18 protein-coding genes and 1 tRNA gene are annotated in these 18,701 nt (G+C 67.2%); 11 read left to right on the forward strand and 8 right to left on the reverse strand.

Annotated features, from left to right (window positions below; translation table 11 throughout):
* Positions 1-5: 5 nt before the first annotated feature.
* The 6 genes from AZH51_RS01060 to AZH51_RS01085 all read left to right on the forward strand — a co-directional run bounded on the left by AZH51_RS01060 (position 6) and on the right by AZH51_RS01085 (position 5,104).
* A complete protein-coding gene (locus AZH51_RS01060; RefSeq protein WP_291520367.1) occupies positions 6-1,022 on the forward strand; it encodes a TIGR03842 family LLM class F420-dependent oxidoreductase in 1,017 nt (338 codons plus the stop codon).
* A 2-nt stretch (positions 1,023-1,024) separates the two neighbouring features.
* Positions 1,025-1,888, forward strand: a complete 864-nt coding sequence (locus AZH51_RS01065) for an ABC transporter permease (protein WP_291520368.1) — start codon at positions 1,025-1,027, stop codon at positions 1,886-1,888.
* Entirely contained in the window at positions 1,885-2,682 is a 798-nt protein-coding gene (locus tag AZH51_RS01070; RefSeq protein WP_291520369.1) for an ABC transporter ATP-binding protein, read from the forward strand. Before AZH51_RS01065 ends, AZH51_RS01070 begins: the two co-directional genes overlap by 4 nt.
* Positions 2,679-3,434 carry an ABC transporter permease gene (locus tag AZH51_RS01075; protein WP_291520370.1) on the forward strand — a complete coding sequence of 252 codons (756 nt, stop codon included), beginning with the start codon at positions 2,679-2,681 and terminating at the stop codon, positions 3,432-3,434. The genes AZH51_RS01070 and AZH51_RS01075 overlap by 4 nt, the downstream gene beginning before the upstream one ends.
* A 77-nt stretch (positions 3,435-3,511) precedes the next feature.
* The gene (locus tag AZH51_RS01080; protein ID WP_291520371.1) at positions 3,512-4,705 is read left to right on the forward strand and encodes an ABC transporter substrate-binding protein; all 1,194 of its coding nucleotides are present in this window, start codon (positions 3,512-3,514) and stop codon (positions 4,703-4,705) included.
* A gap of 69 nt (positions 4,706-4,774) precedes the next feature.
* Positions 4,775-5,104, forward strand: a complete 330-nt coding sequence (locus AZH51_RS01085; protein WP_291520372.1) for an antibiotic biosynthesis monooxygenase — start codon at positions 4,775-4,777, stop codon at positions 5,102-5,104.
* 53 nt (positions 5,105-5,157) lie between these two features.
* On the opposite strand, the gene AZH51_RS01090 is transcribed toward AZH51_RS01085, so the two are convergent.
* The 3 genes from AZH51_RS01090 to AZH51_RS01100 all read right to left on the reverse strand — a co-directional run bounded on the left by AZH51_RS01090 (position 5,158) and on the right by AZH51_RS01100 (position 8,687).
* Positions 5,158-6,825, reverse strand: a complete 1,668-nt coding sequence (locus AZH51_RS01090) for an AMP-binding protein (RefSeq protein ID WP_291520373.1) — start codon at positions 6,823-6,825, stop codon at positions 5,158-5,160.
* A 78-nt stretch (positions 6,826-6,903) separates the two neighbouring features.
* The gene (locus AZH51_RS01095) at positions 6,904-7,551 is read right to left on the reverse strand and encodes a response regulator transcription factor (RefSeq protein WP_291520374.1); all 648 of its coding nucleotides are present in this window, start codon (positions 7,549-7,551) and stop codon (positions 6,904-6,906) included.
* Complete coding sequence (locus AZH51_RS01100) at positions 7,548-8,687, reverse strand: histidine kinase (RefSeq protein ID WP_291520375.1); 1,140 nt, start codon at positions 8,685-8,687, stop codon at positions 7,548-7,550. Before AZH51_RS01100 ends, AZH51_RS01095 begins: the two co-directional genes overlap by 4 nt.
* A 162-nt stretch (positions 8,688-8,849) precedes the next feature.
* Between AZH51_RS01100 and AZH51_RS01105 the strand changes: the two genes are divergently transcribed.
* On the forward strand, positions 8,850-9,311 hold the full coding sequence (locus AZH51_RS01105) for a DUF6326 family protein (protein WP_291520376.1): 462 nt from the start codon (positions 8,850-8,852) through the stop codon (positions 9,309-9,311).
* Between the two features lie 46 nt (positions 9,312-9,357).
* Here AZH51_RS01105 and AZH51_RS01110 read toward each other — a convergent pair.
* Positions 9,358-9,434: transfer RNA gene (locus AZH51_RS01110), tRNA-Met, on the reverse strand.
* Between the two features lie 170 nt (positions 9,435-9,604).
* Positions 9,605-12,631 (reverse strand): UPF0182 family protein, encoded by a 3,027-nt coding sequence (locus AZH51_RS01115; protein WP_291520377.1) that lies wholly within the window; start codon positions 12,629-12,631, stop codon positions 9,605-9,607.
* A gap of 162 nt (positions 12,632-12,793) precedes the next feature.
* On the opposite strand from AZH51_RS01115, the gene AZH51_RS01120 reads away from it, so the two are divergent.
* Positions 12,794-13,309 carry a PPA1309 family protein gene (locus AZH51_RS01120; protein ID WP_291521297.1) on the forward strand — a complete coding sequence of 172 codons (516 nt, stop codon included), beginning with the start codon at positions 12,794-12,796 and terminating at the stop codon, positions 13,307-13,309.
* Positions 13,310-13,320: 11 nt separating this feature from the next.
* On the opposite strand, the gene AZH51_RS01125 is transcribed toward AZH51_RS01120, so the two are convergent.
* On the reverse strand, positions 13,321-14,472 hold the full coding sequence (locus AZH51_RS01125; RefSeq protein WP_291520378.1) for a S16 family serine protease: 1,152 nt from the start codon (positions 14,470-14,472) through the stop codon (positions 13,321-13,323).
* Positions 14,469-15,074 carry a molybdenum cofactor biosynthesis protein MoaE gene (locus AZH51_RS01130; RefSeq protein WP_291520379.1) on the reverse strand — a complete coding sequence of 202 codons (606 nt, stop codon included), beginning with the start codon at positions 15,072-15,074 and terminating at the stop codon, positions 14,469-14,471. The genes AZH51_RS01125 and AZH51_RS01130 overlap by 4 nt, the downstream gene beginning before the upstream one ends.
* 1 nt (position 15,075) lies before the next feature.
* Here AZH51_RS01130 and AZH51_RS01135 point away from each other — a divergent pair, with 1 nt between their 5' ends.
* Entirely contained in the window at positions 15,076-16,518 is a 1,443-nt protein-coding gene (locus tag AZH51_RS01135) for a zinc-dependent metalloprotease (protein WP_291520380.1), read from the forward strand.
* Positions 16,515-17,162, forward strand: a complete 648-nt coding sequence (locus AZH51_RS01140; RefSeq protein WP_291520381.1) for an NUDIX domain-containing protein — start codon at positions 16,515-16,517, stop codon at positions 17,160-17,162. The genes AZH51_RS01135 and AZH51_RS01140 overlap by 4 nt, the downstream gene beginning before the upstream one ends.
* Here AZH51_RS01140 and AZH51_RS01145 read toward each other — a convergent pair.
* The gene (locus tag AZH51_RS01145) at positions 17,066-17,716 is read right to left on the reverse strand and encodes a M48 family metallopeptidase (RefSeq protein ID WP_291520382.1); all 651 of its coding nucleotides are present in this window, start codon (positions 17,714-17,716) and stop codon (positions 17,066-17,068) included. The two genes, AZH51_RS01140 and AZH51_RS01145, sit on opposite strands and share 97 nt — an antisense overlap.
* Positions 17,717-17,846: 130 nt before the next feature.
* Here AZH51_RS01145 and AZH51_RS01150 point away from each other — a divergent pair, with 130 nt between their 5' ends.
* Positions 17,847-18,695 (forward strand): hypothetical protein, encoded by an 849-nt coding sequence (locus tag AZH51_RS01150; RefSeq protein WP_291520383.1) that lies wholly within the window; start codon positions 17,847-17,849, stop codon positions 18,693-18,695.
* Positions 18,696-18,701 lie beyond the last annotated feature (6 nt).

Below are 18,701 nucleotides of genomic sequence, written 5' to 3' on the forward strand. Positions count from 1 at the left end.
CCGCCATGGATTTCGGTGTCGTCCTGCAGACCAATCCCCCGGCCTGGCGGGTCGTCGACCTGGCCAAGGCTGCGGAGAACTACGGCTTCAGCCACGTGTGGACCTTCGACTCGCACCTGCTGTGGCAGGAGCCCTACGTCATCTACAGCCAGATCCTGGCCCAGACCCATCGCATCACCGTTGGCCCGTTCGTCACCAACCCCGCGACCCGCGACTGGACCGTGACCGCATCGGTCTTCGCAACGCTCAACGACATGTTCGGCAACCGCACCATCGTCGGGATCGGGCGCGGTGACTCGGCGGTGCGGGTCACCAACGGCAAACCGACGACACTGAAGGAACTGCGCGAATCCATCCATGTCATCCGGGAGTTGGGCAACAGCCGGTCGGTCGAGTACAACGGATCGACCCTACGGTTCCCCTGGAGCAGTGGCAGTTCGCTGGAAGTCTGGGTCGCGGCGTACGGGCCATTGGCCCTGAAACTCACCGGCGAGGTGGGTGACGGGTTCATCCTGCAACTCGCCGACCTGGACATCGCCGAGTGGATGATCGGCACCGTACGGCGCGCGGCGGCCGAGGCGGGCCGGGACCCGGCCGCGATCAAGTTCTGCGTCGCTGCTCCGATGTACGTCGGGGACGACCTTGCGCACCAACGGGACCAGTGCCGGTGGTTCGGTGGGATGGTCGGCAACCACGTGGCCGACATCGTGGCCAAGTACGGATCGGACGGGGCCATCCCGAAGGCCCTGACCGACTACATCAAGGGCCGTGAAGGCTACGACTACAACCATCACGGACGCTCGTCCAACACGCACACCGACTTCGTGCCGGACGACATCGTCGACCGGTTCTGCGTGCTCGGGACTGCCGATGATCACATCGAAAAGCTCACGGCCCTGAAGGAATTGGGCGTCGACCAGTTCGCCGGTTACCTGCAGCACGACGCCAAGGACGACGCCTTGAAGGCCTACGGCGAGACGATCATCCCGGCACTGCGCGACGACGTGAGCGCCAAGCTGTGAGGGTGCACCGCTGGCGGGCATGGGCCTGGGGCGTCCTCGGGATCGTGCTGCTGGCCGTGGCGTGGGAGGCCTACAAAGCCCTCGGTCCGGCGGACGGCGTGCGGATCGGCGACACCATCGTGTTGCCGCGGACGAACGACCTGGCCATGCCGCACCTGTGGACGATGGCGCAACGCGCCGGCGAGCCGGTCACGTCGGCACCGGGAGCCGTGCCGCTGTGGTCCTACGTGCTGTCTGCAGCCTGGCTGAGTTTCAAGGTCGCGCTGATCGGCTGGGCCATTGCCCTGGTGGTGGGGATGCTGCTCGCCCTGCTCATGCAACGGTCCAAGATCGCCAACAGCGCGCTGCTGCCGTGGGTCGTGCTCAGCCAGACCGTCCCCCTGATCGCGCTGGCGCCGCTGGTGAAGCGGTGGAGCTCGGCGTTCCACATCGGCGGATTCGCCTGGCAGGACTGGATGTCCGTCGCCGTGATCGCCGCCTATCTGGCCTTCTTCCCGATCACCGTGGGCATGGTCCGCGGCCTCAACTCGCCCGTCGCGGCCCAGACCGATCTGATGCGCTCCTACGCGACCGGTTGGTGGCAGAGCCTGATCCGGTTGCGATTGCCGGCGTCGGTCCCCTATCTGATCCCGGCACTGCGATTGTCGATCGCTGCTGCCGTCATCGGCACCGTCGTCGCGGAGGTCTCGATCGGGATGGACGGCGGAATCGGCCGGATGATCATCGAATTCGCCCAGACAGGCAGCGCCGACCCGGCCAAACAGTGGTCGCCCATCGGTGGCGCCGTGCTGATGGGCCTGGCCGGAGCAGGTCTGGTCGCTTTGATCGGCGTGCTGTTGAAGAGGTACCGGAGGGCAGAGGCGTGAGCGGTGTTGAGGTCAAGGGCGTTTCGAAGGTCTTCCCGGGGAAGGGTTCGGATGAGGTCGTCGCGCTGGACAACGTCGATCTCACCGTCGGCCCGGGCGACTTCGTGTCCCTCATCGGTCCCAGTGGCTGCGGCAAATCAACCCTGCTGCGGTTGATCGCGGACCTCGACTCCCCCACCACCGGCGAGCTCACGGTCTTCGGCAAGACGCCCCACCAGGCCCGGTTGGACCAGGACTACGGCATTGCCTTCCAGCAGGCCGGTCTGTTGCCGTGGCGGACGGTGCGGGGCAACGTCGACCTGCCGCTGCAACTGCACAAGGTCAGCGGTCGCAAGGAGCGGGTCGACGAACTGCTCGATATGGTCGGTCTGGCCGACTTCGCCGACCGGTACCCCGACGAGTTGTCCGGCGGTATGCAGCAACGAGTGGCCATCGCGCGAGCGTTCGCCGAGAAGCCCAAACTGCTGCTGATGGACGAGCCGTTCGGTGCGCTCGACGAGATGACCCGCGAGCGGATGCAGGGCGAACTGGTCCGGCTCGCATCAGAATCCGGGGCTGCCGTCGTCTTCGTGACTCACTCGATCCCCGAAGCAGTGTTCCTCTCCGACCGTGTCGTCGTGATGTCGCCCCGACCGGGACGGATCCGGGAGATCGTCTCGGTGGATCTGGGCCGCGGCGTCGACCGTGGTGAGGGGCTGCGCGAGGACGCTTCGTTCTTCGATCGGGTCAGTGCCGTGCGCGAAGCGTTGCACGGCGGAGCACCCACAGGCGTGCGCGGGGTCGAGAACCGATGAGCGCGCGGTTGCGCGTAGTCCTGGCGCCGGTGATCTTCGGCGTCGTCGCCCTCCTGCTGTGGCAGTGGTTGGTGACGGCGAAGGATATCCAACCCTATGTGTTGCCCAGCCCCTCCGCCATCTGGGGGCAGTTCAGCGACAACCTCGGCATCATCCGCGACGCGGCCATCACCACCGCCAAGAATGCTCTGCTCGGCCTGATCATCGGCACGTTCTTCGGGATCGTGTGGGCGGCGCTCGCCGCCGCCGTGCGCCCTATCGAGCAGATGGCCGCACCGATCGTTGTTGCGCTGTCGGTGATCCCGATCGTGGCGCTCGCACCGGTGCTCTACGCGATGTTCGGTGCTGCCGCCCAGACCGGCCGGGTACTCGTCGCAGCGATCGCCGCATTCGTTCCGGTCTACGTGAACTCGCTGCGCGGTCTGCGGACGGTCGCTCCGTTGCATCGTGATCTGATGCGCTCCTACGCCGCCACCGGGTGGCAGGCGACGCGCGCGGTCACCCTGCCGGGCGCCGTACCCTTCGTCTTCACCGGCATCCGCATCGCGTCGTCGGTAGCGGTCATCTCCGCCCTGATCGCCGAATACTTCGGCGGCCCGTTGGACGGGTTGGGGATCTCGATCACGTCCGCCGTCTCCTCGAGTCGCTACTCGCTGGCCTGGGCCTTCGTGCTCGGGTCCGTCATCATCGGTCTGCTCTTCTACTGCGTCACCTATGCACTGGAAGCGCTGGTCACCCGCCACCGCACCTGACCGGACCCAGGTACGGCCCGATGGCGCGCCGTACGCCCCTCTCCCTCAAAGCAATTCAGAATCACCAGGAGGAACCCGTGACCCCACGTATCCGCCGGACCAGGACGATCGTCGTCCTGGGCGCGGCCACCGCCCTCACCCTCGCCGGGTGCGGTATGAGCAGCAGTTCCAGTTCGTCGCCCACCGCTACCCAACCCGCCGCCACCGGCTCGGGCACCGGTACGTCGGGTGGCGGCGCCACCAAGAAGGTCACCCTCCAGTTGCAGTGGGTCGCCCAGGGCCAGTTCGCCGGGTACTACGTCGCGGCGAAGAAGGGCTACTACGCGAAGGAGGGTCTGGACGTCACGATCAAGCCGGCGGGCACGGACACGGTGCCGATCGACGTACTCGCCAGCGGGGACGCCGACTACGCCATCTCGTGGGTGCCCAAGGTGCTGGGCTCGATCGAGGGTGGCACCAAGGTGACCGACGTGGCGCAGATCTTCGAGCGCAGCGGAACCACACAGATCTCCTTCAAGGACAAGGGAATCACGACTCCGGGCGACCTGAAGGGCAAGAAGGTCGGGTCGTGGGGTTACGGCAACCAGTGGGAGCTGTTCGCCGGGATGCAGAAGGCCGGCATCGACACCAACAGCCAGATCTCGTTGGTGCAGCAGGCGTTTGACATGAATGGGTTCCTCAACGGCGACATCGACGCGGCCCAGGCGATGACGTACAACGAGTACGCGCAGGTGCTGGAGACGATCAACCCCAAGACCGGCAAGCTCTACCAGCCGGACGACCTCAACGTCATCAACTGGAACACCGTCGGGACCGCCATGCTGCAGGACGCGATCTGGGCCAACGCGGACAAGCTGGCCAGCGACAAGGACTACCAGGACACGACGACGAAGTTCATCAAGGCGTCGATCGAGGGCTGGATCTACACCCGGGACCACCCGCAGGAGGCTGCGGACATCGTGGCGGCCGCGGGTTCGACGCTGCCGGCCGGGCACCAGTTGTGGATGGTCAACGAGGTCAACAAGTTGATCTGGCCCTCGACCGGTGGGATCGGGGTGATGCAGAAGTCGGCGTGGGACCAGACCGTCGACATCGCGCTGCACACCAAGGACAACACCGGCAAGACGGTCATCACCAAGGACCCGCCGAGTGACGCCTACAGCAACGTCTACGTCGAGAAGGCGTTGGCCGAGTTGAAGTCCGAGGGCCAGGACGTGATGGGTACGTCGTTCAAGCCGATCACGGTAACCCTCAAGGAGGGCGGCAAGTAGGTTCCGCTCTTTTCGTCAGCACGGCCCCCGCATCATCGGTGCGGGGGCCGTGCCGCGCACACTGTGGGTATGACTGTTATCAAGATCAACGCCATCACCGTTCCCAAGGAGACGGGCGACGAACTCGCCCACCGGTTCGCCGCACGGCTCGGCGCTGTGGACGGCCAGCCCGGCTTCGGCGGTTTCGAGTTGCTCAAGCCGACCGATGAGCGGGACCAGTGGCTGGTAGTGACGCGCTGGGATGACGAGGAGTCGTTCCAGGCGTGGGTCTCGTCGTCGGCCTTCCGTGAGGGGCACGGTCACGGTCACGACGGCCAGACCACCGAGCGCGCCAAGCCGGTCGGCGTGGCCAGTGAAATCTGGAACTACGAGGTTGCCGTCAAGAGCGAAACCAACTGACGCTCAACGACGCTCAGCCTTCCCACGGGTTGAGGTAGGCGACACCGAGCGCGTCACAGTTCGGGGGTGCGGGCAGACAATCCCAGCCGACCAGGCTCGAACTCGATGTCGGCCCCCTCCGCCGAACCAAGCAAGTCCACGATGGTGACGGGGTCACCTTCTGGGGCATCGGTGAGATCCGCGTCAGGCTCCTGGTAGTGCGCCACCAGCAGGCCCTTGACCAGCTTCCCGGTTGCTGACCGTGGCAGTTCGTCGGTGAAGTCCAGCGACCGCGGGATCTTGTAGTCGGCGACCGTGCCGCGCAGGCTCTCCAGGATCGCGTCGGCCAACTCATCGGTCGGCGCGACGCCCGCCGCCGGTTGCACGACGGCTTTCACGACCTCACCCAGCTCGTCGTCGGGCACGCCGATCACGGCGACGTCCAGAATGGCCGGGTGCAGCGCGAGCGCGCTTTCGATCTCCTGCGGATAGATGTTCACCCCACCGCTGATGATCGTGAACGCCACCCGGTCGGTGAGGTAGAGGAAACCGTCTGTGTCGACGTGGCCGATGTCGCCGGTGGTCGTCCAGGTGGGATGCAGGGGATGTTGCGCGGCCCGCGTCTTGTCGGGGTCGTTGTGATACTCGAACGGCAACTCGTCGCGCTCGAAGTACACGACGCCGGTGTCACCCACCGGCACGTCGGCCCCGTCGGGTCCGCAGACGTGCACCACGCCAAGGGCGGGGCGTCCGACCGTGCCCGGTTTGTCCAGCCAGGTCTGCGAGTCGACGAAGGTGAGCCCGTTGGCCTCGGTCGAGGAGTAGTACTCGTGGATGATCGGCCCCCACCAGTCGATCATCCGCGCCTTGACCTCGACCGGGCACGGCGCGGCGGCGTGGATCGCCACCTCTTGGCTGGACACGTCGTACTTGCCCCGGGTCTCCTCGGGCAGTTTGAGCATCCGCACGAACATCGTCGGCACCCACTGACTGTGGGTGACCTGGTACTTCTCGATCGCGGCCAGCGACTGCTCGGCATCGAATCTCGTTGCCATCACGATGGTTCCGCCGAGTGCGTTCACCACGCCCCCGAAGCGCAGCGGCGCTGCGTGGTAGGTCGGCGCCGCGGAGTAGTAGACCGTGTTCTCGTCGAAACCATAGAGCTGCTTGAACAAGGCGGTGAGGGTGTCGCCCGGGTCGCCCACCTGCCGGTCCGGCAGCGCCGACTTGATGCCCTTCGGTCGACCGGTGGTTCCCGACGAATACAACATGTCGGTTCCCCTCGGCTGATCCTCCAAAGGCTCGTCGGAGGTGGAAGCCAACACCTCGGCGTACGAACGGAATTCGCCGGTTGTCTCTGCATCGAGGACGATCAGGACCTTGAGCCCGGGCACCAGCTCGGCCACCGCCGTGGCCTTGTCCAAATGGCTGGCGGAGACCAGCAACGCCTTGGCGTCACAGTCGGTGAGGATGTACGCCGCTTCGTCGGCCGTGAGGTGATGGTTCACTCCGGTCACGTAGTAGCCCGAGCGCAGACCGGCCCAGTAGACCTCGAAGACCGCGGGGAGGTTGTCGGACAGGAACGCGATGTCGTCGCCCACACCGATCCCCGCGTCGCGGAGGTGACGCGCGAGTTTGCGTGAGTTGGAGTCGAGTTCGGCAAAGGTGCGCACCTCACCGGTGTCGGCCTGGATGATGGCCGGCTTGTCGGGAGTGGTGTCGACATACGCTCCGGGATACATCCGCGCTCCTACCTGCTGCGTGATTCAGATCACTCGCGACGCTAGGTGCCCGGACCCCGGGGTGCAAGCCCCGCGGTCTCAGGCGCGTTTGGTGTCGTAGGCCCACATCGCGATCTCGACGCGGTTGCGGGCGCCCAGTTTGGTCATCAGGGCTGCGACGTGCGTCTTGACCGTGCTGAGGCTGATGAACAGTTCGGCGGCGATTTCGGCGTTGGTCCGCCCGCGCGCCACCAGGGCGAGCACCTGCTCCTCGCGCTCGGTGAGCGGCTCGATCGGTTGCACCGCTGCCCGCGGCGCCCGGTCGGCGAAGGCGGTCAGGAGCCGGCGGGTGACGTTGGGCGCGATCAGTGCATCCCCGTTGGCTGCGGCGTGAATGGCCTGCACCAACAGTTCGGGCCCGGCGTCTTTGAGCAGGAAGCCGCGGGCTCCGGCACGCAGTGCACCCAGGACGTACTCGTCGAGGTCGAAGGTGGTGATCACGACCACCGCCATCGGGTCCGGCACGTCGGGGCCGGCGAGGCGCCGCGTCACCTCGACCCCGTCGAGCAGCGGCATCCTGATGTCGACGAGGAGAACATCGGGACGTAGCCGGGACGCCAGTTCGAGCGCGGCGAGGCCGTCGGCTGCTTCCCCCACGACCTCGAGGTCGGGCTGCGCGCCGAGAATCATCACCAGCCCGGCGCGGACCAGGTCCTGGTCGTCGGCGACCACCACGCGGATGCTCACACCGGTGCCTTCGTCGGAAGCACGGCCTCCACCAGCCAGCCGCCCTCGGGGCGCGGGCCAGCGGCGAGTGAGCCACCGAGCAGCTCGGCGCGTTCAGACATCCCCCGTAGCCCGAATCCCGGTTGTGCGACCCGTCCCGGCTCGGTCTGCCCGTCGTCACTGACGCGCAGCCGCACGTTGGTGCCCACTCGGCGTACGTCGATCATCACCCTGGTCGCGCCCCGCGCGTGCCGCAGGGCGTTGGTGAGCGACTCCTGCGCGAGGCGGTAGAGGGCGGCGTCGACCGCGCCGGCGATCGCGGTCGCGGTCGGGTCCACGCTCACCTCGACGGTGGGCGTCGCATCGGCCCGGGCCAGAGCGGGCAGGTCCGCCACGCCCGACGGTGGTGCGTAATCGACGGGTTCCTCGTCGCGCAGCAACCGCACCATGGATCTCATCTCCCCCAGCGTCAGCGACGCTTCGGACTCGATCGCGGCCAGGACCTCGGCCGCCTTCTCCGGCTGGGCGACGGCGAGCACACCACCGGCCTGCGCCTGAACCGCGATGGCCGACACGTGGTGGGCGACGGTGTCGTGGAGTTCCCGGGCCAGCGCGACCCGTTCCTGGTTCCTGATCTCGTGTTGCTGGCGACGCCAGAGCTGTGCGCGGTAACGGAACACGGCGGCGAGAGCGCCGATCAGCAGGAGCAGAACCGCGCCGCCGAACACCTCGCTCAACTCTGCGGACGCGGCGTACATCCCCAACGCCGTGACAGCCGCCACGAACGCCGTGCCGAGGACGATCTCTCGTCCCGAGCCCCACCGCACCACGGAGGAGACCAGGATCAGCACGGCCAACATGCTGGTCAGGCCGAGGTCGCCGACGTGTGCCACCAGACCCAGGATCGAGAGCAGGCCGGCGAGGCCCCAGCCGATGAGGACTGCCGTCAGGGGGCGACTGCGCCGCCAGAGCAGGACGGGCATCAGCACCATCGCGATAACCGTGACGAAGGGTCGCCAGGTCACGTCCGACCGGAAGACGCCTTCGACCAGTGCGGCCACCTCGAGGCCGCCGACCAGCAGCAGGTCAGCGCGGCCCACCGGCGGCGCGTCTTTGGGGCGCGGCTCGTCCCAGAGGGAGCGCAAAGCGGTGGGCACAGGGCCAGCCTAGGGATCGGGCGACTGCGGCGTATCGGCCGAAAGCACGAGAGAAAAGCCGTGCTTCCGGCCGTCCACCTGCGGCCCCGCGGCCGATGTGCGCGCCGAATGGGCGGGGCGATCGTGGACCCACCGATCCGCAATCACACCAACGGAGTTCCCATGAAGACGCATCAACTCGACGACCAACCGATCCCGGTGAGAACGAAGCTCGCCGCTGCGTGGACCAGTTTCATGTTCCTGTACGCCTACGTGGACATCCTGAACTTCTTCACGCCGGGCGTCGTTGAAGACATCCTGGCCGGCAAGGTGTTCACGTTCGAGCTTTCGCAGACGTTCTCGACCATTGCGCTCACCCTGGTAGCCATTCCGATCCTGATGATCGTGGTGTCGTCGACGCTGCCCGCGCATCTGAGTCGGATCGCGAACCTGGTCGTGGCCGGGCTCTACATCCCGGTGACGGCATTCAACGTGGCGGGCGAGTCGTGGCGGTACTTCTACGGCCTTGGCGTCGTGCTCGAACTGATCCTGCTGGCGCTCATCGTGCGATACGCGTGGACCTGGCCCCGCACCCAGAGCGACCACGTGACACCCCGAGGCGTCCGCGCCCGCCAGGAGGCATAAACAGAATGGTCCTGATCAGCATTGCTGCTGGTCAGGACCATTCATTTGGTAGCGGGGGCAGGATTTGAACCTGCGACCTCCGGGTTATGAGCCCGGCGAGCTACCGAGCTGCTCCACCCCGCGTCGGCTCCGTAACCATACGTCAGAGGCGTCGCGCCGACCAAATCGCGGCGTCGCGGCGGCAAACCCCTCCAACTGCTGCAGGTTGTGCCGCACACGGGGCGCCACCTGCGGAACCTGCCCCACCTGCTGCAGGTTGTGCCGCAAACGGGGTGCACCGAGCCAGGCGCCAGCTATTTCGTAGCCGTTGCCGACGACGTGCTCAGCTTCTCCGCCTCGGCAATCAACGTCTTCAGCTTCTCCTCCGCCGCGCCGTACGCCGTCCAGTCGCCCGCCTTCAACGCTGCCTCGGACTGGTCGTAGGCCTGCTGGATCTCGCTGATCACCTGGGGCAGCGTGCGGTTGCCCGACGCCGGCGGCGTCGCCCCGGACGTCGAAGGTGTGGGCGTCGGCGTGGGAGTCGGCGTCGTGGTGGACCCAGAGCCACCCTCCCCCGAGCCCGACGACGTCGAACCGGTCGAGTCCGTCGCGATCGCCGCATCACCGGCGGTCGCACCGGAGGAACCGCCGAACAGCGTGTTCAGCGCCTCCTGCAGCGTCGCACCCCACGCAACCTGCTTGCCGAAGCCAACCACCACCGCGCGCAGTAGCGGGTACGGCGTCGACGAGGTCGACTTCACGTAGAGCGGCTCGACGTAGAGCACCCCACCACCCACCGGGACCGTGAGCAGGTTGCCCTGCACGATGGACGCACTCGACTGCGTGTTGGACGTGATGAACTGCGACAACGTCTGCTTGTAGGAGGCCGAATAGGCCGACGAACTTCGCAACTCGTTCTGGAAGTTCTGCGGCCCGGTCACCGTCGCGTTGCTCGGCATCTTCAGCACCTTGAACTGCCCGTATGTCGAACTCTTCTGTCCCGCAGTCGATCCCGCGTTCGCATCAACAGCCATGAACGCCGTCAGGTTGTTCTTGGTGTCACCCACCGGCACGAAATTCGTCGTCAACGAGAAGGTCGGCGAGGACTCCCCCGGCATGGCCATCGACAGGTAGTACGGCGGTTGCTGGGCGTTGGTAGTGCCCTGCGTCGGGTCGTCCGGCACCGACCAGAAGTCACCGCCGGAGAAGAAGTCCGAAGCCGTCGACACGTGGTACTTCGCCATCAACTCGCGCTGCACCTTGAACAGGTCCTCGGGGTAGCGCATGTGGGCCATCAGCGAACCGGAGATCGCCGACAGCGGCTTGACCGTGCCACCGAACGCCTTGCTCCAGGTCCTCAGGATCGGGTCGGAGTCGTCCCAGGCGTAGAGCGTGATCGACCCGTCGTACGCATCGACGGTCGCCTTCACCGAGTTGCGGATGTAGTTGACCTGCCCGGCGTTGATGCTGCGCACGTTGCTCGCAGTCGCCGTCACCGAGTCGCTGGTCGCATCACCCAGCGACGTCATCTCTGAGTTCGGGTAGCGCGCGGTCGTCGTGTAACCGTCGACGATCCACTTCACATGGCCATCGACAACGACGGGATACGGGTCACCGTCGACCGTCAGCCACGGCGCCACCTTCTTGACCCGGTCGACCGGGTTGCGGTTGTCCAGCAGTTTGGAGGTCGAGCCGATCGCGTCGGTGAGCAGGAGGTTGATCTCGCGGTACTTCAGCGCGTAGGCGAACCGGTTGATCGGGTTGCCGATGTCGACGCCGCCCGATCCCTTGTACGACGTGCGCTGCTCCCCGCTGCCCGTCCCGTCGGTCGGGTAGTCCAGTTCGCGGTTGCCGGTGGAACTGACGATCGAGTACTGCGGCGAGGACTCGCCGAAGTAGACCCGCGCCTCATACGGACTGAGCGCGCCCGTGGACGGCATGTCCTTCTCGATGAACACCGGTTCGCCGTTGACGGTCTGGGAGTTCCCCTTGGCTGCCACCACGCCGTAGCCGTGCGTGTAGACGGTGTGATCGTTGACCCAGTTGCGCTGCGCCGGAGGCACCTTGGAAAGATCCAATTCGCGTACGCCGACCACCGTGTCCTGGTTCTGGCCATCCACCTGGTATCGATCAACGTCGAGCGAATCCTGGAACTGGTAGTAGTTCAGGCTGCCCTGCAACTGCTGGAAGGTCGGCGACACCACGCTGGGGTCCATCAACCGGATGCTGCCCACCGTGGCCGAGTCCGAGCTGAGCTGGCCCGCCTTGGTGGTCTGCACCGGGTTGTACTGCGTGGTCGCGACGTCGGTCAGCCCGTAGGCGGCACGGGTCGCAGCCATGTTCTGGGTGATGAACCGGGCCTGCAGCGTCTGCGCGTTCGGCTGGACCCGGAAGCTGTCCATCAGCGCCGGGTAGATCCCGCCCAGACCCACCGCCACGATCACCAGCATCGCCAGCGCGATCGCCGGCAGCCGCCAGGTCCGGGTCCAGATCGCCGCGATGAACAGCGCCGCACACAGCAGGCAGGCGAACGCCAGGATCGCCTTGGTCGGCAGGACGGCGTGCTCGCCGGTGTAGTCCATACCCGTGAACTTGCGCGTGTCAGCGGTCGTCTGGGAGTAACGGGCCAGCCAGTAGGCGATGCCCCGGACCAGGATCAGGATCGCGAAGAGCACCCCGAGTTGGACGCGGGCGATCGGCGACACGTGCACACCGCCGGAGCCGACGGAGATGCCGCCGTAGATGTAGTGCGTCACCAGCGCCGCGATCAGCGAGAGGATCAACGCCAGGGTGAAGAAGGAGACCAGGAACTCCAACCAGGGCAACGTGAAGACGAAGAAGCCGATGTCCCGGTGGAACTGCGGGTCGGTCTGGCCGAACGACGTGCGGTTCAGCCAGAGCAGCGCGGTCTGCCACTGGGCGCTGGCGATGGATCCGGCGAACAGACCGAAGAAGACGGGCACGGCGATGAACGAGACCTTGCGGAACGGCTCCAGCAGTTCCCGGTACCGGTCCATGGTTTCCAGTTCCGGCGTGCTCGGCGCGTAGATCGGCCGACGACGGTAGGCCAGCGCCTGACTGGCGTAGATCAGACCGCCGGTGATCAATCCACCGAGCAGGAACAACAGCACCTTGCTGGTCAGCTCGGTCCGGAAGACCGAGGAGTAGCCCACGCTGTCGAACCACAACTTGTCGGTCCACAGGTTCGACCACACGTTGAGCAGGACGACCAGTACCACGAGCGCGGCAAGGATCCAGGCCCAGATCACGCGTGAGCGCCGCACGCGGGGCGCACGACGGGTCGGTTCGTCGGCCTCGTCGAAGTCGTCGTCTGCGCTCACGCGGTCAGATCTCCTGCCGTGCTCGGTAGGGCATAGGGCCTACAAACTAACCTGCCGCGCTATGGAATCCACGGCGGTGCCTGCAAGTGCGCAACGCACGCTGCGGCACAATCGTGCCCGTGAGGGTGCATCGTGAGTGAGTCCCAGGACGCCGCTGAGGTCATGCGCGCCGCCCTCGATCCGCTGACCGTGTGTGCGGTGGACACCGAACGGTACGTCGCCCGGTCCGGTTGGGATCAACCCCCGCGGCTCTTCGCGATCGCCAGTAACGCGGGGCTCCTGGCCCGGGAGCCCGCTCTGGCGAGCCAGTTAGCGGGAGCCGACCCCTCGGCGTACAGCACCATCGAACAGGAGACGCTGGCGCCGACCGCGAACATCGAATCGTTGCTGCGGCGGATGACCTGGCCCGATGAGGTCGAGGGGGTCGCCCTGGTGGTGGAGCGCTTGGTCGTGCCGCCCGAGGCGGAAACGGGGCTACCGCAGGACCCGGCCAAAGCCACGGCCGCGTTGGCCGCCCACCCGGACCGGCGCGATGTGCGCCTGACTGCTGCCGTCCTGCGATCCGGCCAGTCGGTATGCCTCCTGCGCCAACGCGAGTACGACAGCGACGACAAGGTCGCGATCGGTCAGGACATCGCACCGGGGCTGGTCGCCGCCCTGCGGGCGACGCTGGACTGACTCAGCGGCTTTCAGGACGTCTGACAGGTCGGCAGCCCCTGGGACTGGCCGGCTGCGATCTTCTGCACGTCGGACTTGGCCTGGTCGAAGGTCGCGATCCTGACCACCGTCAACCCGGACGGCACGTGCCCGACGACCTCGTTGCAGTCCGCTTCCGGCGCCAGGAAGTAGGTCGCGCCCGCGTTCTGCGCCCCGATCATCTTCTGCCGTACGCCGCCGATCGGACCGACCGTGCCATCCTCGCTGATCGTCCCGGTGCCGGCGATGCTCTTACCGCCGGTCAATGACCCGGAGGTCAGCTTGTCGTAGATGGCCAGGGAGAACATCGTGCCTGCGGAGGGACCACCGACGTCTCCGGCGTTGACAGTGACCTTGACCGGGAAGGTGTACTTCGGGTTGGGCACGATGCCCAGGTAGGCCTTGCCGTTGTCCGGCCGGGCACCGGTCTTGGCGTTGAAACTGACCTCGCGACCGTCCCGCTCGACCGTGACCGGCACCTCGGATCCGGCCGTCACGTCCTCCAATGCGTCGATCGGGTCCTCGATGCGGTTCATGGCCTTGCCGTTGACGGTGACCAGGATGTCGCCGACGTGGAACACCGTGCCCGAGGGGGCGTCCGTCGACACGGCCGCAACCTGGATCTTCTCCCCGACCGTGAAACCGGCCGCCCGGAGAGCCACCGTTTGGGCGATCTCCTGCGAGCCGGTCATCTCCGCCGTGCTCTCCTGTTGCACTTCATCAGCGGTTTGACCCTCCTGGAAGAAAGCCGATTCCGGATAGAACTGCGCGTTGCGGTCGGTCAGTTTGGTCCAGGCCCATTCGATCGCGGAGACCGGGTATTGCGGGCCGCCCGCCAGCGACACCGTGGTGAACAGCAGTTCACCGTCGGTGGGATAGGTCGTCGCGCCCTCGATCCCGATCACCGGCTTGCCGTCGATCTTGCCCAACGTGTTGGTCGCGGGACCCGGTCGCAGGATCGCCACCGGCACCTTGATCAGGCTGGCCAGAGACAACCCCACGACGATCACCGCGCTGAGGATGAGCAGGGCCCAGCTGCGCTTGGTCAGGCCGCGCCGGGGCGCAGGGGAAGGCGGCGTGGTCTGCAGGTTGACCCAGGCGTCGTGGGCAGGGTCGGCGGGCTGCTGCCCGGGATCGTTGGTCACAAACCCACCCATTCGGTCTCGCCATCGTCGAACGCCTGCCGCTTCCAGATCGGCACCTGCGTCTTGATCGTGTCGATCAAAGCTGTGCAGACACTCAGAGCATCAGCGCGATGAGCGCTGCTGACCGCAACCACCACGGCGACATCGCCCACGATCAGTTGCCCGGTGCGGTGCACGGCGGCCGCCGCGATGACCGGCTCGGTCAGCACACTCTCGATCACCTGCGCCAGCACGTCAGCCGCACTCGGATGTGCCTCGTAGGCCAGCCCGGAGACGTCGCGCCCGCCGTCCTGGGCGCGCACATGCCCGACGAAAACGCCCGTGCCGCCGGCGTTGGGGTCGCCGACCGCCTCGATGACCGATCCGACATCGATCGGCTCGGCGCTGATCGCTGCCAGCCGCACCCTCGGTTCCACCTGCGCTCCTCCTGCTTGCTGCTGGTCGCCCTGCTGCTGCTCGCACCGACCCGTGTTACGCCCGAAGCGCAACACCGTCGTACCCACCGGGGAACGCGAGAGGGGGTCGGCGTGGTTATCTAAGTAGAGATAGTGACTGATCCCGAAGCGGATTCTCGCACTCGCGAAGACTACGGATGGAGCCACGGTGAGCAACAGCCCGCTCGAACCCTCCGGCCCGGAGGAGCCGCCGGACCTTGCTGAGGTCCTGCGATCGTTGATGAACGGCGACATCGGGGCCAATCCCGAGATGGCCGACGCGCTCAAACAAATGGGTCTGGAGAACATCGACCCCGCCATGATGCAGATGGTCGGAGCGCAGATCCAGGCGATGATGGCCGGCTCGGCCGACGATGGCAGTTTCAACGTCGAGTTGGCCACCGACGTCGCCCGCAAACAGGTGTCGTCGACAGGCGACGCGTCCGTCACGGCCGGCACACAGCGGGACGTTGAGCAGGTCGTCCAGGTTGCCAACCTGTGGCTCGATGAGGTCACCGACTTCCCCGTCTCCGGTCCGGCGAGCGCGGCGAGCCGCGCGGAGTGGGTCGAGACGACGATGCCGGCGTGGCGCGGGCTGGTCGAGCCTGTGGCCCAGGGGGTTTCCGGTGCCATCCGGTCAGCGATGCAGGAGCAGTTCCGGGCCTTCGGCTCCCAGGACCTCAGTGAGCTCGGGCTGCCCCCGGGAATGGACCCGAGCATGGTGATGGGCCAGATGGAGCCCATCGTGGGCCGGATGAGTGCAGCGATGTTCGGGATGCAGGTCGGTCAGGCGGTCGGCGCACTAGCCGGTGACCTGGTGACCGGCACCGAGGTCGGACTCCCGTTGGTGCCCGATGGCACGGTGATGATCCTGCCCGCGAACGTTTCCGCGTTCGCGGAGGGCCTGCACATCGACGCCGGCGAGGTGCACCTCTACCTGGCAGTGCGCGAGGCCGCGCGGATGCGACTGTTCCAGTCAGTCGGCTGGGTCGGTCCGGCGCTGATCGCCGCGGTGCAGAAGTACGCCGGGGACATCAGCATCGACACCGAGGCGATCGAACGCGCGGTGCGCGAGTCGGACACGACCGATCCTGCCCAGTTGCAGGGTGTCCTGCAGAACTCGTTGTTCTCCCCCGAGCCCAGTGAGGCCCAGCAGACTGCGTTGGCCCGTCTGGAAGTCCTACTGGCCCTGGCCGAGGGCTGGGTCGACGAGGTGAGTGAGCGGGCTGTCCAGCCGCATCTGCCGAACCTTGCCGCGTTGTCGGAGGCCGTACGCCGCCGGCGCGCCTCGGGCGGACCCGCCGAGCGGGTCTTCGCCTCCTTGGTGGGCCTGCAACTACGACCCCGTCTGATGCGGGAGGCCGCTGCCCTGTTCGCCGCGGTCGAGGATGCCGAGGGAGCTGTCGGGCGCGACGAGACGTGGAAGCACCCCGACTTCGTGCCGACGGCAGCTGAACTGCCCGATCCCGCAAGGTATCTCGCGCGGCGCGCCGGTGGCACCGAGCCCACTCGCGACGCAGTCGACGACGCCCTGGACGCCCTGTTGGCGCAAGGTACGGCCGAGTGGGAGGCAGAAGGGGACGACCCGCAGGCGCCCGATTCGTCGTCGTGACCACCCTGCACGATGCGGCAACGTCCGCGTTGAGTAGCTACCACCCGTCCGGCGACGAGCAACAGCGTCTGCGCGCACAGTTCCTGGCCCATCTGGACCAGCACGATGATGCAGTGTGGAAGTCCGGGCCGCCTGCCCACCTGACGACCAGTACGTTCGTCTACTCGGCCGATCTGGCGTCGGTGCTCCTAGTGCTGCACGGTAAAGCCAAGCTGTGGCTGCAGCCCGGTGGCCATCTGGAGCCAGAGGATGTCGACCTGCCGGCCGCGGCGCTGCGCGAAGCGACCGAGGAGACCGGGATCGAGGACCTGGGGCTCCTGCCCGGGATCGCCCATCTGGACCGGCACGCATTGGCGGGCGCGTTCGGTCGCTGCCGCGAACACCTGGACGTCCGGTACGCCGCGATCGCCCCACCGGTCTGCGCGCCGGTCGTCTCGCCGGAATCGGACGCGGTGGCCTGGTGGCCGCTGGACGCCTTCCCCGAGCAGACCGACCCGGCGCTACCGACGGCGATGCGCGAGGTCGCCCGGCGCCTGCGCGACGATCCTCATGCAGGTAGTCCCTCGGCGTCACCGGAGTCACCGGAGTCCACGTCGGACTCGTCCATCGTCAGCGCATTGCCGAACACCACCCCATCCAGGTAGGCCTGCGCACGCAGCAGGTCGGGGTACCCGGACAGCAACGCCCAGAAGTCGCGCCCGTGATTGGGCTGCAGCAGATGCGCCAACTCGTGCAGCAACACGTAGTCGACGACATAAACGGGCATCCCCTGCAGGCTGCTCGACAGGCGGATCGTGCCCTCCGACGGCGTACACGATCCCCACCGGCGGCGCTGGTTCGTAACCCAGCGCACCGACTCCGGATGCGCCTGATCGGCCAGATACTTCCGGGACAACAACCCGGCCCGTTCCATCAGGTCGTGGTCGGGCCGGCCCCGGCGGCGACCACCGCGCGGTGTCTGCACCCGCACCACCATGTCCTCTACGGCGCGGGCCTCGGCCCGGCCGCTGAGCCCGGCCGGCACGAGGACGACGATGCGGTCGTCCGCCCGGTACCCGCTGATGGTGCGACGCCGACGAGCCGATCGGCGTACCTCGACCACCTGACCGGACACCATCAGCAACTCGCCGCGCACGGGCGTCTTGGGGGCGGCGGGACTCACGGGACTATCGTCGCGGATCGAGTGGTTCATGGCCATGAGACTGACCGTACGGGTGGCGACCTGACCACGGCAGAGCCGCGTCGCCGGGTGTGGACAACCCTAGCCCGTCGAACACCCCTGTGGACAGTGGACGTACGTCCGCCAGCCCACCTGTCAGGGTCCCGCCATGACCTACAGCCCGCCCTTCCCGCTGCAAGCCGACCTGATCAGTGAGGACGGCGTGCGTTTCGGAGCCTCCGGCGCCCACGTCGTCGACATCACCGGCCTCACCCGCGACGAGGCCCACGCCGTCACCGGGCTCGGTGCGCTCACCCCGGCGCAGTGGGCCCGTGCCCACACCAGCCGCCCCGTCGGCGAGCGGTGGCCCCAGGTGGTGCACGCACTCGATGCCGCCACGAGAACGGTGGCCGCAGACGAGGCGACCGACGAATGGGTGGTAGCGCTGGACGGTGGTGGCCGCCTACCGGAGGCAGTCGGTGAGCTGTTGCCGGACCGGGTCGCCACGCTGCAGGACCCCTGGCAGATCGCGGCCCTGGCCAGCAGCGCACACACTGTGCCGGACCTGGTTGTTCTCTTCGGATCCCGGGCGATCGCACCGCACCGGTACCGGCCCTGGCAGCGCCTCGGCGTACCTCACCTGCCGGTCGTCATCGGACCGCACCGGCTACACATCGGACCCCTGGCGGGCACCGGCGAGGTGTGCTTGCGGTGCGTCGACCTACGACGCACCGACCGGGACCCGGCCTGGCCGCAGATCATCGCGGCGGCCAGTGCGGACGATCCGGCCAACCTGCCGGACGTCCTGTCCCCAGAAGTCCTCGCGATCGGCAGCGGCGTCCTGGCCTCGACCATCCGCGCAGCGCTGGCCACCGGACTTCCCGCGGGTCTCAGCGTTTCGGTGTCCCGTGCCGGGCCGTGGCTGCTCTACCACCACTGGCCGCAGCATCCGGCGTGCGATTGCACGGCACCACCCCTGGTGCGGCCCACCGCGTCGCAACTGCGTGAGGCTGGGTGACAATGG

Origin of the sequence: Branchiibius sp. NY16-3462-2, from assembly GCF_001594145.1 — a bacterium.
Taxonomy (GTDB): Bacteria; Actinomycetota; Actinomycetes; order Actinomycetales; family Dermatophilaceae; genus Branchiibius.

Excerpts from the sequence above, each read along its gene's own strand:
- AZH51_RS01075 (WP_291520370.1), top strand. The coding sequence starts at position 2,679 with ATGAGCGCGCGGTTGCGCGTAGTCCTGGCGCCGGTGATCTTCGGCGTC.
- AZH51_RS01090 (WP_291520373.1), bottom strand. The coding sequence starts at position 6,825 with ATGTATCCCGGAGCGTATGTCGACACCACTCCCGACAAGCCGGCCATC.
- AZH51_RS01120 (WP_291521297.1), top strand. The coding sequence starts at position 12,794 with ATGCGCGCCGCCCTCGATCCGCTGACCGTGTGTGCGGTGGACACCGAA.
- AZH51_RS01105 (WP_291520376.1), top strand. The coding sequence starts at position 8,850 with ATGAAGACGCATCAACTCGACGACCAACCGATCCCGGTGAGAACGAAG.
- AZH51_RS01145 (WP_291520382.1), bottom strand. The coding sequence starts at position 17,716 with ATGGCCATGAACCACTCGATCCGCGACGATAGTCCCGTGAGTCCCGCC.
- AZH51_RS01150 (WP_291520383.1), top strand. The coding sequence starts at position 17,847 with ATGACCTACAGCCCGCCCTTCCCGCTGCAAGCCGACCTGATCAGTGAG.
- AZH51_RS01085 (WP_291520372.1), top strand. The coding sequence starts at position 4,775 with ATGACTGTTATCAAGATCAACGCCATCACCGTTCCCAAGGAGACGGGC.
- AZH51_RS01060 (WP_291520367.1), top strand. The coding sequence starts at position 6 with ATGGATTTCGGTGTCGTCCTGCAGACCAATCCCCCGGCCTGGCGGGTC.